Annotated in this window: 12 protein-coding genes and 1 riboswitch; of the genes, 7 read left to right on the top strand and 5 right to left on the bottom strand. The window is 60.2% G+C overall.

Translation table 11 applies throughout. The features are described 5' to 3' along the window. Positions 1-18 precede the first annotated feature (18 nt). A complete protein-coding gene (gene mltA, locus QZR30_RS06270; RefSeq protein ID WP_311903060.1) occupies positions 19-1,212 on the top strand; it encodes a murein transglycosylase A in 1,194 nt (397 codons plus the stop codon). Between the two features lie 63 nt (positions 1,213-1,275). Here mltA and QZR30_RS06265 read toward each other — a convergent pair whose 3' ends face one another. Then, positions 1,276-1,662 (bottom strand): MAPEG family protein, encoded by a 387-nt coding sequence (locus QZR30_RS06265; protein WP_046069893.1) that lies wholly within the window; start codon positions 1,660-1,662, stop codon positions 1,276-1,278. A 169-nt stretch (positions 1,663-1,831) separates the two neighbouring features. On the opposite strand from QZR30_RS06265, the gene QZR30_RS06260 reads away from it, so the two are divergent. Further along, positions 1,832-3,091, top strand: coding sequence for a cation:proton antiporter (locus tag QZR30_RS06260; protein WP_046069894.1), 1,260 nt, complete (start codon positions 1,832-1,834; stop codon positions 3,089-3,091). On the opposite strand, the gene QZR30_RS06255 is transcribed toward QZR30_RS06260, so the two are convergent. From QZR30_RS06255 to QZR30_RS06245, 3 genes are all read right to left on the bottom strand, one after another. Beyond that, positions 3,085-3,972: a formate/nitrite transporter family protein gene (locus QZR30_RS06255; RefSeq protein ID WP_046069895.1), complete on the bottom strand. Its 888-nt coding sequence runs from the start codon at positions 3,970-3,972 to the stop codon at positions 3,085-3,087. The two genes, QZR30_RS06260 and QZR30_RS06255, sit on opposite strands and share 7 nt — an antisense overlap. A gap of 71 nt (positions 3,973-4,043) precedes the next feature. Further along, positions 4,044-5,963 (bottom strand): patatin-like phospholipase family protein, encoded by a 1,920-nt coding sequence (locus tag QZR30_RS06250; RefSeq protein WP_068965657.1) that lies wholly within the window; start codon positions 5,961-5,963, stop codon positions 4,044-4,046. A 100-nt stretch (positions 5,964-6,063) separates the two neighbouring features. Then, entirely contained in the window at positions 6,064-6,468 is a 405-nt protein-coding gene (locus QZR30_RS06245) for an acyl-CoA thioesterase (protein WP_046069897.1), read from the bottom strand. 198 nt (positions 6,469-6,666) lie between these two features. Beyond that, positions 6,667-6,773: riboswitch (S-adenosyl-L-homocysteine riboswitch) on the top strand. Between the two features lie 21 nt (positions 6,774-6,794). On the opposite strand from QZR30_RS06245, the gene ahcY reads away from it, so the two are divergent. The 5 genes from ahcY (at position 6,795) to QZR30_RS06220 (ending at position 13,363) form a co-directional block, all read left to right on the top strand. Further along, positions 6,795-8,204, top strand: coding sequence for an adenosylhomocysteinase (ahcY, locus tag QZR30_RS06240; protein WP_043046226.1), 1,410 nt, complete (start codon positions 6,795-6,797; stop codon positions 8,202-8,204). A gap of 172 nt (positions 8,205-8,376) precedes the next feature. Then, positions 8,377-9,222, top strand: coding sequence for a methylenetetrahydrofolate reductase [NAD(P)H] (gene metF, locus QZR30_RS06235; protein ID WP_046069898.1), 846 nt, complete (start codon positions 8,377-8,379; stop codon positions 9,220-9,222). 79 nt (positions 9,223-9,301) lie between these two features. Beyond that, positions 9,302-10,384, top strand: coding sequence for a hypothetical protein (locus QZR30_RS06230; RefSeq protein ID WP_311903059.1), 1,083 nt, complete (start codon positions 9,302-9,304; stop codon positions 10,382-10,384). A 63-nt stretch (positions 10,385-10,447) separates the two neighbouring features. Then, complete coding sequence (locus QZR30_RS06225; RefSeq protein WP_274356725.1) at positions 10,448-11,251, top strand: substrate-binding periplasmic protein; 804 nt, start codon at positions 10,448-10,450, stop codon at positions 11,249-11,251. Between the two features lie 222 nt (positions 11,252-11,473). Next, entirely contained in the window at positions 11,474-13,363 is a 1,890-nt protein-coding gene (locus QZR30_RS06220) for a DEAD/DEAH box helicase (RefSeq protein ID WP_046069901.1), read from the top strand. A 146-nt stretch (positions 13,364-13,509) separates the two neighbouring features. On the opposite strand, the gene QZR30_RS06210 is transcribed toward QZR30_RS06220, so the two are convergent. Next, positions 13,510-14,109 (bottom strand): YceI family protein, encoded by a 600-nt coding sequence (locus QZR30_RS06210; protein WP_043046234.1) that lies wholly within the window; start codon positions 14,107-14,109, stop codon positions 13,510-13,512. Between the last annotated feature and the right edge of the window lie 11 nt (positions 14,110-14,120).

The following is a 14,120-nucleotide window of genomic DNA, read 5'->3' as shown; positions in this document are numbered from 1 at the left end:
GTTTCAGGAATTGCCTAGATGAATGTCACCTTGAAACCCTGGAGCCGCCGCCTGGTGTGGGCTCTGCCAATGATCGCGCTGCTGGCCGGCTGTGATGCAGGTAAAGACACCGACAAAGAAGTCGCCAAAGAAGAAGCCAAGCCTCACGCCGTCGCCACCTATGTGAGTGCGCCTTGGGAAGCCTTGCCGGTTGTCGCCGATAGCGACTTGCTGGCCGGGTTTGAATCCTGGCGCAGCGCCTGCCAGCGCCTCAAGGCCGACCCGGTGTGGGGCACGACCTGCGCAGCCGCGGCCAGCGTACCGGGCGATGCCGTGACGGTCCGTGGCTTCCTCAAAGAGCACCTGGATGTATTCGGCCTGCGTTCGGCTGACAACACCCCACATGGCTTGATCACTGGCTATTACGAGCCGGTCTACCCTGGCAGCCTGACCAAAACCGCCAGCGCCCACGTGCCGGTATACGGTGTGCCGGATGACCTGATCATCGTCAACCTGGAAAGCATCTACCCGGAACTCAAGGGCAAGCGCCTGCGCGGACGCCTGGAAGGCCGCGTCCTCAAGCCCTACGACGACGCCAGCACCCTCAACAGTCAAGGTTCGACCGCCAAGCCGATTGCCTGGCTGACTGACCCGATGGACCTGCAATTCCTGCAGATCCAGGGTTCGGGGCGCATTCAACTGGCGGGCGGGCGTCAACTGCGTGTCGGTTATGGCGACCAGAACGGCTACCCCTATCGCCCTATCGGCCGTTGGCTGGTAGAGCAAGGCGAGCTGAAAAAAGAAGAGGTGACCATGGGCGCCATCAGTGCCTGGGCCAAGGCACACCCGCAGCGTATTCCAGAGCTGCTGGCGAGCAACCCCAGCTACGTTTTCTTCAGCGCCCGCCCCGACAGCAACGAAGGCCCGCGCGGCTCACTGAACGTGCCATTGACCGCTGGCTATAGCGTGGCGGTGGATCGCAAGGTGATCCCACTGGGTAGCCTGCTGTGGCTGTCGACCACCAAACCCGACGGCTCACCGATCATCCGCCCCGTCGCAGCCCAGGACACCGGCGGCGCAATCACCGGCGAAGTGCGGGCAGACCTGTTCTGGGGCACGGGTGATGCGGCAGGCGAGCTGGCGGGAAATATGAAGCAGCAGGGGCAGATCTGGATGTTGTGGCCAAAAGGTGCGCCACTCCCCCAGGTACCAGAGGCGCCAGCTGGTACCTGATAATGCTGAAGATCAAATTTGGGAGGGGGCTTGCCCCCTCCCGCAAGCTTTCTGCGTCAAGGGTTAGATCGAGACGAAGAAGAAACTCGCAATCAACACCATCCCCACAAACCACACCAGCGAACGCAAGATCGCCCAGTCCGCCAGGTAGCAGATGATGTACAGCAGGCGGCTGGTGATAAATAGCACCGCCAGCACGTTGATCGTCACCAGTTCTGCCGTACCGGCCAGGTGCGCGATGATCACCGCCGCGGCAAACGCCGGGGTCACTTCAAAGCTGTTGAGTTGCGCACTGTGGGCGCGCTTGGCAAAGCCTTCGAGGGTATCGAGGAAGGCCCGCGGATCGTGGTTCTGCCGAGCCCCGAACTTGCCGCCGCTGAACTTGGCCACTCCCGTGCACAGGTACGGCAGAAAAATTGCGATCAACACACACCAGAAAGCCACTGTCATAACCCATTCCTTTTTAGTTTTATCCGATAGTCAAAGTTTTATCACCAGCATGCCGAACAATACCACCAGGCCCTGCTCAATTGATTCGTGATGTAACTGCACCTGTTTATACTAAACCCTGCTTCGGCGCACCTCGTGTGCCTACATTTCCCCGCTCCAAGGACCCCGGATGCTTGAACTTGTCGCCGCCTTCATTTGCCTTACCACCCTGCTCACCTATGTGAACTTCCGTTTCATCGGCCTGCCACCGACCATCGGCGTGATGGTCACCGCGCTGATCTTTTCGCTGATCCTGCAAGGCCTGAGCGTGCTCGGCTACCCAGGCCTGGAGGAACGCGTCCAGCAACTGATCGGCCAGATTGATTTCGGCGATCTGTTGATGAACTGGATGCTCTCGTTCCTGCTGTTCGCCGGCGCCTTGCACGTCAACTTGAACGACCTGCGCAGCTATCGCTGGCCCATCGGCTTGCTGGCAACCTTTGGCGTGCTGATCGCCACCGTCGTGATCGGCAGCCTGGCGTACTACATCTTCGCCCTGTTTGGCTGGCATGTAAGCTTTCTCTACTGCCTGCTGTTCGGCGCCTTGATTTCCCCCACTGACCCGATTGCGGTGCTTGGCGTACTGCGTACCGCCAATGCGTCGAAACCGCTGAAAACCACCATCGTCGGCGAGTCGCTGTTCAACGACGGCACCGCCGTGGTGGTGTTTACCGTGTTGCTGGGCATCGCGCAGTTGGGCGAGACGCCCACCGTGAGCGCCACTGCGATGTTGTTTGCCCACGAGGCCATTGGCGGCGTGGTCTTTGGCGGGCTGATCGGCTACCTCGTGTACCTGATGATAAAGAGCATCGAACAGCATCAGATCGAGGTCATGCTAACCCTCGCCCTGGTGATCGGCGGCTCGGCCATGGCTTCGGAACTGCACGTCTCGGCACCGATTGCGATGGTGGTCGCGGGGCTGATCATCGGCAACCTGGGTCGCAAGCTGGCCATGAACGATATGACCCGTCGTTACCTGGATGGCTTCTGGGAACTGCTTGACGACATGCTCAACGCCCTGTTGTTTGCGCTGATCGGCATGGAACTGCTGCTGTTGCCGTTCAATTGGCTGCATGTGTTCGCAGCCAGCCTGCTGGCGCTGGCGATCCTGCTCTCGCGCCTGTTGACCGTGGCCCCGGCAATCCTGCTGCTACGACGCTGGCGCACGGTGCCACGCGGCACTATCCGCATCCTCACCTGGGGTGGCTTGCGTGGCGGTGTCTCGGTGGCACTGGCCTTGGCCCTGCCGCTCGGCCCGGAGCGTGACTTGCTGCTCAGCATCACCTATATCGTGGTGCTGTCATCGATCCTGTTGCAGGGCTTGAGCATCGGCAAGCTGGTCAAGCACGTGACCCGGGATGAGCAACAGGTCACGTCCAGCCCTCACTGATCCTTGTCGATCTGCTGCGGATGCCTTGGGTCCGCAGCCGCTTTACCCGGCAGGCTGCTTTCACTGCGGATCTGCGCGTGACTGATCAGGGCGAAGATGAAGCTGCCCCCGATGATGTTGCCGGCCAGCGTCGGCCCGGCGAAGACCAGCCAGAAGTCCTTCCACGGCAGTTCGCCGGCAAACACCAGGTACGACACTTCCGCCGAGCCGACGACGATATGGGTGAAATCTCCCAACGCCATCAGGTAAGTGATCAGTACGATGATCCACATCTTCGCGCTTTCCATCGAAGGGATCATCCAGACCATGGTGGCGATCATCCAGCCGGACACGATGCCCTTGGCAAACATCTGCGCGGGATCGTTCTCCATGATCTTGCGCCCGATATCGAGGAAGGCCAGGTCGGTCTTGGTGTCAAAGATCGGCAGGTGCAACATCACGTAGGCCACCAGCAAAGTGCCGCACAGGTTGCCCACCAGTACCACTGACCATAACCGCAACAGGCGACCGGCATTGCCCAGGGTAGGCTTGCTCATCACCGGCAGCACTGCGGTCAGGGTGTTTTCGGTGAACAGTTGCTGGCGCGCCAGGATCACTGCGAGAAACCCCGCGCAATAGCCGAAGCTGGCGATCACCTTGAAGCCTTCGCCGTCCGGCAGCCGCGAATTGAGCAACCCCATCGCCATCAATGAAAGCCCCATGGTGAGCCCGGCCGCGAGTGCCGACCACCACAAGGCGGCGACACTGCGTTCCAGTTCCTGGTCGCCCTGGGTGCGGATGATTTCGTGCAAAACAGCCGCGCGCGGCGGCTGGTTCTTGTCGACGTCCTGTTGCTCTTCCTGCGACAGGTTGGGGGTCTTGCCGTCTGCTTGAGTGGCCATGATGTACCAGAGTCCGAGAGGTGCCTGAAACTACGACCTGCCGCAACGATGGCTGTTCAATGGCTCGGCAGCTAAACCGGAATAAGCCAGGCCTTTGCCTGTTCTACCGCAGGGGAACTGACCAGTGTGCTCCAGGGCTTATCGTGGGGTTGATAGTATTTGATGATGCCGTTGAGCACGCTGTTGAAGTCAGCCGGTGTGGTTGCGTCGCGCAGGTCTCGCGCCGCGCGCTGCAACAACTCAACATTGGCGGGCGGCTGGCCGGGAAGGTACAACGACGGGTAAATGACCTCCCTGGTAAAATTCTCGCCCTTCACTCCGACATCCCGTCTTTGCATTTCAGTAACGGCGCTGCTCAACACCTTGGACAGGCTCGAAGAATTGCTCGACGCCAGTTTGGCGCCCACCTGCAACAACTGCTGGAAATTACGATGACCCGGCGCATTCAAGCGCTTGCCCAGCCAATCGATATGCTCGGGCCTGCTGGCCAGGGCATCCAAGTTGCGTAGCGCCGAGGCCAACTTCGGCGTAATCACCAGCGATGTGCTGGTTTGATTAGCTTCGCTGATCGCAGCGTCCAGCGCTTGCAAAGCCTGTTGTGCCTGCTGGCGAAACCGAAGCGCATCCGCGCCGGCCGGATCCTTCTGCAGCTCATCCTGCACGCCGGCGAGCATTTGATCATCCATCGCCATCACAGCATCGTCCAGGGAGGCGAACTCATGACGTTCACGCACCAGCTCGCGCTTTTCCAGGTGCCCCGACACCGCCTGGTGAGCCTTGGCCTGCAGATGCAGTTTCTGCTCAGGGGTCATGGTGAAGTTGACAGTGCCATTAAGCAGGCCGCGAAAATCACCTTTTTCCGAATTCAGCGGCAAGGTTATCGATTGATCTTCGAACGCTTTGAGCCGGTCGTCCTGGTAGGCTTCTGCAGCGGTATGCGGTGCCCCCGTGAAGGTGTCGCCCAGAAAACTGAAAAAGCTTCCGCTGTTGGACGAATCAGCGGTTTTTTCAGACTCGAATTTTACGATCAGCGTTTCGTCCTTGCTTAGGGGACTCTCCGGGAAAGAACGTTCGATAACCCCGGAAGCCGGCGTATTGAGCAACAGTCCACCATCCTGAAAAGCCGTGATTTCAGCTTCGGCCTGGAACCCATGGCCTTGTTCGGATGGGCTGCTGAACAGGCCCGGCAGTGCACCCGAAATATGCGCAGCACGAGCAATATCCATATCCGGCGTCAAGCTGGCATTGAACACCACCAATTGCGGGCGGCCATCGAACATGCCAGTACCCGTGATGTTGAGCTGCTTGATCGCCGGGATATGGCGACTCAACACCTCCAGATCGCGAAAGGTAGGCCCTGCTCCTGCGCTGAGCCGGTTGGCGATTTCCGTGACTTCAGTCGGTCGTTTGGCCTCGGGTATGTCCGCGATATGGGCGAGTATTGATTGACGCGACTGATCGCGGATCAATTCCTCCAGTGGCTGTGCCTCGCTTTGCAGGCGCGGCAACATGGTCAGCAACAGTTGAGAAATATTACCCACCGGGCCAGGCAGCTTGCTGGCGAGTTTGCCAAGCTGGGAACTGACACCCTGCAACCAGGCCAGGACGGGGTTTTTGCTGTTGAGCAAGCTGGGCAGATCGAGGTTGTTCGACAACTCGGTGAATGCCTTGGCGTCCATGCCACTGGCGAGCACCGCTGCAGAGATAGCACCGGCAGATGAGCCGGAAACCACCTTGATGTCTTTCAGTTTGTCGGCCTCTTCAAGGGCCTGCACCATCCCCGGGAAGGCGATGCCCTTGGCACCACCACCACTGAGCACCAGATGTGCCGGGGGCGGCGGTGACAGTGCGACCTCCACACGCCCGTCGCCGTGGCGAAAAACGCTTACCTTGCTTTCGCCCACGCCTTTGACCAACGGCGTCTTCACCTCTTGATCGAGGTTTTGAGGTAATAGTGGCTGATTCTGTACAACGGAATTGGAGACATTCATACACGAGGCTCTCTCTACAGGGTGTAGGCCTGAGTGATGAGAGAGTCTCGGGAAGATCCATGCGGAAGAATCCGGTAACGCAAATCATGCCGTGCAGTTGTTACTCAGAGAGACCGTCGTCCTTGAACTGGTCCTTCACGTACTTGATTTCGGTACGGCCGTGAGGCGCTGGCAAGCCGTCTTCGCCCAGGTTGACGAAGACCAATTTTTCCACGGTCAGGATGCTTTTGCGGGTGATCTTGTTGCGCACCTCACAAGTCAGGGTGATCGAGGTGCGGCCAAACTCTGTAGCGGTGATGCCCAGCTCGATAATGTCGCCCTGGCGCGAGGCGCTGACAAAGTTGATTTCGGAGATGTACTTGGTCACCACGCGCTGGTTGCCGAGCTGGACAATCGCGTAGATGGCCGCCTCCTCATCGATCCAGCGCAGCAGGCTGCCGCCGAACAGGGTGCCGTTGGGGTTGAGGTCTTCGGGTTTTACCCATTTGCGGGTGTGGAAGTTCATGGTCACTCCAAAGCGTCTTGCGAAATGATGGGCAACATCATGGCAGAGCGCGGACCCAAGCTCTATGAACCATTGCCTATCACCCCCATGAGCGATCTTCATGCCGCCGACAGAAAGGCTTGGGAAGTGTGTCGTACACGGCTATAATCGCTCCCGCTTCAAAACGGTCATCTTCGATTGATACCGTTCTCCCGCCACCTGTCCGAGGGGCGCTGCAGCAGGTTCAACCTGTCAGGCTCGGATGGGGCGTTGTCCGGCCTGGTTGCCCTGGCCTGATACTAAACGCACAACGGCGCCCATTCGCACACTACGAATGGAGGCTCTTCATGAGCGCTGTCATCACGCCTGCAGATTTCACCGACTACAAAGTCGCCGATATGTCCCTCGCTGCCTGGGGCCGTCGCGAAACCTTTATCGCCGAATCCGAAATGCCTGCCCTGATGGGCCTGCGTCGCAAGTACGCCGCCGAGCAACCGCTCAAGGGCGCGAAGATCCTCGGCTGCATCCACATGACCATCCAGACCGCCGTACTGATCGAGACCCTGGTTGCCCTGGGCGCCGAAGTGCGTTGGTCGTCCTGCAACATCTTCTCGACTCAAGACCAGGCCGCTGCCGCTATCGCTGCCGCCGGTATCCCGGTATTTGCCTGGAAGGGCGAGACCGAAGAAGAGTACGAATGGTGCCTGGAGCAAACCATCCTCAAGGATGGCGCGCCATGGGATGCCAACATGATCCTCGACGACGGCGGTGACTTGACCGAGCTGTTGCACAAGAAGTACCCGCAGATCCTCGACCGCGTCCACGGCGTGACCGAAGAAACCACCACCGGCGTACACCGCCTGCTGGACATGCTGGCCAAGGGCGAGCTGAAAATCCCGGCCATCAACGTCAACGACTCGGTGACCAAGAGCAAGAACGACAACAAGTACGGTTGCCGTCACAGCCTGAACGATGCGATCAAGCGCGGCACCGACCACCTGCTGTCGGGCAAGCAAGCCCTGGTGATCGGCTACGGTGACGTGGGCAAGGGTTCGTCCCAGTCCCTGCGCCAGGAAGGCATGATCGTCAAGGTTTCCGAAGTCGACCCGATCTGCGCCATGCAAGCCTGCATGGATGGTTTCGAAGTGGTTTCACCGTTCATCGACGGTATCAACGACGGCACTGAAGCAAGCATCGACAAAGCCCTGCTGGGCAAGATCGACCTGATCGTCACCACCACCGGTAACGTGAACGTGTGCGATGCGAACATGCTCAAGGCCCTGAAAAAGCGCGCCGTAGTGTGCAACATCGGTCACTTCGACAACGAGATCGACACCGCCTTCATGCGCAAGAACTGGGCATGGGAAGAAGTGAAGCCGCAGGTTCACAAGGTTCACCGTACCGGTGCCGGTCAGTTCGACCCGCAGAACGATGACTACCTGATCCTGCTGGCCGAAGGCCGCCTGGTTAACCTGGGCAACGCCACTGGTCACCCAAGCCGCATCATGGACGGCTCGTTCGCCAACCAGGTACTGGCGCAGATCTTCCTATTCCAACAGAAATACGCCGACCTGTCGCCAGCCCAGAAAGCCGAGCGCCTGACCGTGGAAGTACTGCCGAAGAAACTCGACGAAGAAGTGGCCCTGGAAATGGTCCGCGGCTTCGGTGGCGTGGTGACTCAACTGACCAAGACCCAGGCCGACTACATCGGCGTGACGGTTGAAGGCCCGTTCAAGCCGCACGCTTACCGCTACTAAGTAATCAGCCCAATCTGCTCTACCTGTAGGAGCGAGCTTGCTCGCGAAAAACTCAAGGACACCGCGTACATCCTGTTTCTACGCGTTATCGTTGACGTTCTTCGCGAGCAAGCTCGCTCCTACAGTGCAGATGGGTTGCACAGTCGGCTTCTGAGTTTCCAAGGGTATTACTATGTCCCAAGACCGTCGCTACAGCTTCGAGTTCTTCCCGACCAAGACCGATGCTGGGCATGAAAAGCTGATGGCCACTGCCAAGGTGCTGGCCAGCTACAACCCCGACTTCTTCTCCTGCACCTACGGCGCCGGCGGTTCGACCCGCGACCGCACGATCAACACCGTGCTGCAGCTGGAAAGCCAAGTCAAAGTTCCCGCCGCTCCGCACTTGTCGTGCGTGGGCGACAGCAAGGACGACTTGCGCGGCCTGCTGACCCATTACCAGCAAGCCGGCATCCAGCGTATCGTCGCCCTGCGTGGCGACCTGCCTTCCGGTATGGGCATGGCCAGTGGCGAGCTGCGCTACGCCAACGAGCTGGTGAGCTTCATCCGCGAAGAAAGCGGCGATCACTTCCATATCGAAGTGGCCGCTTATCCGGAAATGCATCCCCAGGCGCGCAATTTCGAAGACGATTTGCAGAATTTCGTGCGCAAAGCCAATGCCGGCGCCAACAGTGCGATTACCCAGTACTTCTTCAACGCCGACAGTTATTTTTACTTCGTCGAGCGCGTGCAGGCGATGGGCGTGAATATTCCGATCGTGCCGGGCATCATGCCAATCACCAACTACAGCAAGCTGGCGCGCTTTTCCGACGCCTGCGGCGCCGAGATCCCACGCTGGGTGCGCAAACAACTGGAAGCTTATGGCGACGACGTAAAAAGCATCCAGGCGTTCGGCGAGCAGGTCATCACCGAGATGTGTGAGCAATTGTTGCAAGGTGGCGCGCCAGGGTTGCATTTCTATACCCTGAACCAGGCTGAACCCAGCCTTGCCATTTGGAACAACCTCAAGCTGCCACGCTAAGGCTTGTGCAGTTGTGCCAAGGCCCTCGTCCAGACGAGGGCCTTTGTCGTTTTACGTTACCCACGGAACCCCGTAGTCCATGAATACAGTGTCCTCGCCTTCCCGTCCGCAGCTGATCTACCTGGTCTTCGGTGCCGAGACCTACCACCAGGAGGCGGTATTCAGCATCGCCAGCGCACTTGCGTTCCTGCAGGAGACTACGGACGCGAACATAGACATTCAGGTATTCAGCGACAACCCCGAGCCTTATCGCCTGCTGCCGGTGCGCGTGCGTCCTCTCGACGAGGCCACCCGCAAACGCTGGAGCGAGCCCCACGGCTATCACTTCCGCACCAAACACGTGGTGCTGCGCCAGGTGTTGCAAGAGTCTCCGGTGGCGCTGCTGATCGACACCGACACCTTCTTCCACCATTCTCCCATGACGCTGTTCGAACGCGTCCAGCCCGGCACCCTGCTGTGCAATGCCTTCTACACCAAGTACGGCGATAATCACGAAAGCATCCTCTACACTGCTCTGCGCCAGCGCCTGCTGGATATGGGCGTGGCCGACGATGACATGATGACCCTCAATTCCGGCGTCATGGGCCTGACCCAGCAGGATGCGCACATCCTTGATCGCTCTATCGAATTGATGGATGAGCTGTTCCCCCATGCCCAGGGCGCGTACACCCTGGAAGAGTTCTGCCTGTCCATCGCCGCCTATCGCACCGTCAACGTGCGCGAGTGCCCGGACCTGATCCATCATTACTGGAGCCGCAAGCAGTTGTTCCGGGCCAAGGTCAAGGCGTGGATCGCCAAGCACGCCAGCGCCCCTACCAGTGCACAAGCCCTGGCCGACACGCGGCAGGTGTCCTCGCACCTGCCGCGCCCGCCACGCTTGCAGCGCTTGATGTACAAGCTCATCACCCTGTTGCTGCCCAAGCACCAGCAACAGTTCATCCGCGAAATTCTTTACGGTTGCTACGAACACGAAAACGAGTTCGACCAGGCCTGCGGTCCGGTGTGGTGGGATAAGGCCCGACAAAACCAGGAGGAACGCCAGAAGCGCCCGATCGATGCCCACCAGCTGGAACACTGGTTCGCCAACCCCGTGGTGCGCCTGATTCTGGGTGAGCGCCGCGCCGCGATCCACGAACACCTGCTGGACGCTCCGGCGAAATAGGAGCGTCCGCCAATACGCGTGCCAGAGCTTCTCTTTCGCCCATGAGCGTCGTAACCTGAGGGCATGCCCGTCATTTTCAAGCTGTTGATCGCTGCGCTTTTTGCTTGCCTGAGCCTGGCCGCTAATGGCGAGAAATTGCGCATTGTCACCGAGCCCTGGGCCCCCTACGTCTACGACGACCACGGCCGCATGGCTGGCCTGGACTATGAAACCACCGTGATCGTGTTCCAGCGCCTGGGCGTCGAGGTGCAATGGCAGTTCCTGCCCTGGAAGCGCTGCCTGGCGATGCTCGATCAGGGCCACGCCGACGGCGCGCTGGATATTTTCCACAGCCACGACCGTGACGCCCTGCTGCTCTACCCCGGCGAGCCATTGTCGGACGTTGAATTCGTACTGTTCTACGCCAACGAACGCGCGCATCCTGCCGAAACCCTCGATGACCTGCGTGGCCTGACCGTCGGTGTTTCCCCCGGCTACCTCTATGGCGATGCATTCAGCGAGTCCAACGCCTTTGAGCGTGAGCCCGCACCCAGCCATGAAGCCAATTTCGGCAAGCTCATGCTCGGGCGCATCGATATGGTGGTTACTGACCGACGGGTGGGGCAACACGTGATCAAGGCACTGGGCCTTGAGGGCAAGGTCAGCCAGGCGTCGGTGTTGGTCAGCCGCCAGCCGCAATTTCTCGCGGTGCGGCGCGGCGCGGGCATGGACCTGCTGGTACAACGCTTTGCCGCCGAGCTCAAGCGCTTCAAGCAAGAGCCGGCCTATGCCGCCTTGAGCGCCAAATATGGTGGAATGCACCCACAAACGGCGCCTATATCAGCGTCAGGACGTGCCGTTGAGCAGCAGGAAAGCAGCGCGCCGTGATTGCTCTGTTATACTCCGGCCTTTCCGCCAGGCTTACGCCCGGCCGCTCGGGTCTTGAAAAAGGCACCCAACCCAGCTACTGCGCAGCTTTGCAGCCCGCGCGAGCCGGTGGCGTGCCCGCCAGACGCAGCAGGACCGGACGGGATTGCGCTCCCCTAAGCGCCATTCACGCCCGGCAAGATTATCCCTTTGGGCCAAGCCCTAACTAAAACAGGATTACTCATGTCCTTTGCTTCCCTCGGTCTCTCCGAGGCTTTAGTCCGCGCCATCGAGGCAGCGGGCTATACCGAGCCTACTCCGGTGCAACAGCGGGCCATTCCCGCCGTGTTGCAAGGTCGCGACCTGATGGTCGCGGCTCAGACAGGTACTGGTAAAACCGGCGGTTTCGCCCTCCCGATCCTGGAGCGGTTGTTTCCCAACGGTCACCCGGACAAATCCCAGCGTCATGGCCCGCGCCAACCGCGCGTACTGGTCCTGACCCCAACCCGCGAACTCGCCGCCCAAGTGCATGACAGCTTCAAGCTGTATGCCCGCGACTTGAAGTTCGTCAGCGCCTGCATCTTCGGCGGCGTCGGCATGAACCCCCAGGTTCAGGCCATGTCCCGTGGCGTCGACGTGCTGGTGGCCTGCCCCGGTCGTTTGCTCGACCTTTGCGGCCAAGGCAGCGTCGATTTGTCCCACGTGGAAATCCTCGTGCTGGACGAAGCCGACCGCATGCTCGACATGGGCTTTGTCCATGACGTGAAGAAGGTCCTCGCCCGCCTGCCAGCCAAACGTCAAAACCTGCTGTTCTCGGCGACGTTCTCCCAGGACATCACCGCCCTGGCCGGCAAGCTGCTGCATAACCCGGAACGCATCGAGGTCACGCCGCCGAACACCACGGTCGAGCGTATCGAGCAACGCGTATTCCGCCTGGCCGCCAGCCACAAGCGCTCGCTGTTGGCACACCTGATCACCCACGGCGCGTGGGAACAGGTGCTGGTCTTCACCCGCACCAAGCACGGCGCCAACCGCCTGGCCGAGTACCTGGACAAACACGGGCTCACTGCCGTAGCCATCCACGGTAACAAGAGCCAGAACGCACGCACCAAGGCCCTGGCAGATTTCAAGGCCGGCTCAGTACGTATCCTGGTCGCCACCGATATCGCCGCCCGCGGCCTGGATATCGACCAGTTGCCACACGTGGTCAACTTCGAGTTGCCCAACGTCGATGAAGACTATGTGCACCGTATCGGCCGTACTGGCCGCGCCGGTCGTTCGGGCGAGGCTATTTCCCTGGTCGCGCCGGACGAAGAAAAACTGCTTAAAAGCATCGAGCGCATGACCAAGCAGAAGATCGCCGACGGCGACCTGATGGGCTTCGATGCCAGCGCCGTGGAGGCCGAGAAACCTGAAGCCCGCGAGCGTCCAGATGTGCGTAACCCGCGCAACCCACGCGGTCCGAAGGGCGATGGCCCGAACGGCGGCGGTGGTGGCGGTGGTCGTCGCGACAAAGGCAAGGACAAGGGCAAGGAAAAGTCCGCCACCAGCAGCCGAGGTGAACGCCCGGCCCGTGAGCAAAAGCCACGTGAAGGCACCCCGGCCCGCGAACAGCGCCAGCCGAGCCAGCCGCCACGCGCCGCCGCTGACCGTGCCCCGGACGAGTTCCTCGACGACGATGTGGATAACTTTGGTAACCGCGTCGACTACGTGCCCCAGGCCAAGCCGGCCCAGGGCCGTGGCCGTCGTCCAGGTGCCCCGGCACAAGGCGCCGGTGCGGGTGCTCCCCGTGGCGGCCAGCCTCAGGGCGGTCGCCAGAACGGCCCGCGCAACAGCAGCGGCGGCAGCACCGGTACTCCGCCTGCCAAGCGCAGCGGCCCGCGTAATGGTGCACCGCGTGACGGCCAGGCGCGTCGCGAAGATTCGCGCAGCAACAACCGCCGCCCGGCCCGTGACGACCAGCCACGCCTGTCCGAGCCAGCGGTGCAAAACCCGCGTGGTGGCCCGGCGCCGAAGATCATCCACAAGGAGTCGAAAGCTGATCGCTTCCCGACACCCGAGCAGTTGGACCAACTGCCCGGCCGTCCTCGTGGTGAAAAACCGGCACTGCTGACTCGCAACCGCGAGGCATAAAAAAAACCCGTATCGCGAGATACGGGTTTTTTTTGCCTATAGGAACGTGCTTGCTCGCGAAGGTCGTCAACGATAAAGCTGGCAGCCTGAAAAAACGCGGTGTCTCTACGTTTTTCGCGAGCAAGCTCGCTCCTACATACGGAGCATTACTTCGCTTTCACACCTTCAAAGGTGATGTACAGCTGAACCACGTCGGACTGTGGACCTACGTCCATGCCCTTCGGAACGAACTCTTTACGGCTGATCGAGGTGGTGCCTTCAAAGCCGGCACGGTAGCCGCCCCATGGATCCTTGCCTTCGCCCAGGAACGTAGCCTTGACCACGATAGGCTTGGTTACGCCATGGAAGGTCAGATCGCCCGTTACATCAGCAGTCTGCTTGCCATCCGCGTTCTTGCCGGTTGGCTTGACACTGGTGGAGACGAACTTGGCGTCAGGGAATTTGCCCGAATCCAGGAAGTCTGCGCTGTTGACATGCTTGTCGCGCTCGGCGTGGTTAGAGAACACGCTGGCGGTGCGGACATTCATTTCAATCTTGGCGTCTTCTGGCTTGGCAGCGTCGAAGCTGAACTTGCCGTCCAGGTCCTTGAAGGTACCGGTGATGTAGCTGTAGCCCAGGTGGCTGATCTTGAAATCGACGAAGGCGTGCTGGCCTTCCTTGTCGATCACGTAGTCAGCGGCCATCGCCGAACCTGCGGACAGCAGAGCAGAACCGATTGCCAGAGCAGCGAGTGTTTTTTTCAACATGCTTTCTATTC

Source organism: Pseudomonas sp. rhizo25 (genome assembly GCF_031931935.1).
Lineage (GTDB): Bacteria > Pseudomonadota > Gammaproteobacteria > Pseudomonadales > Pseudomonadaceae > Aquipseudomonas > Aquipseudomonas synxantha.
This window is presented reverse-complemented; position numbering and strand designations above follow the sequence as displayed.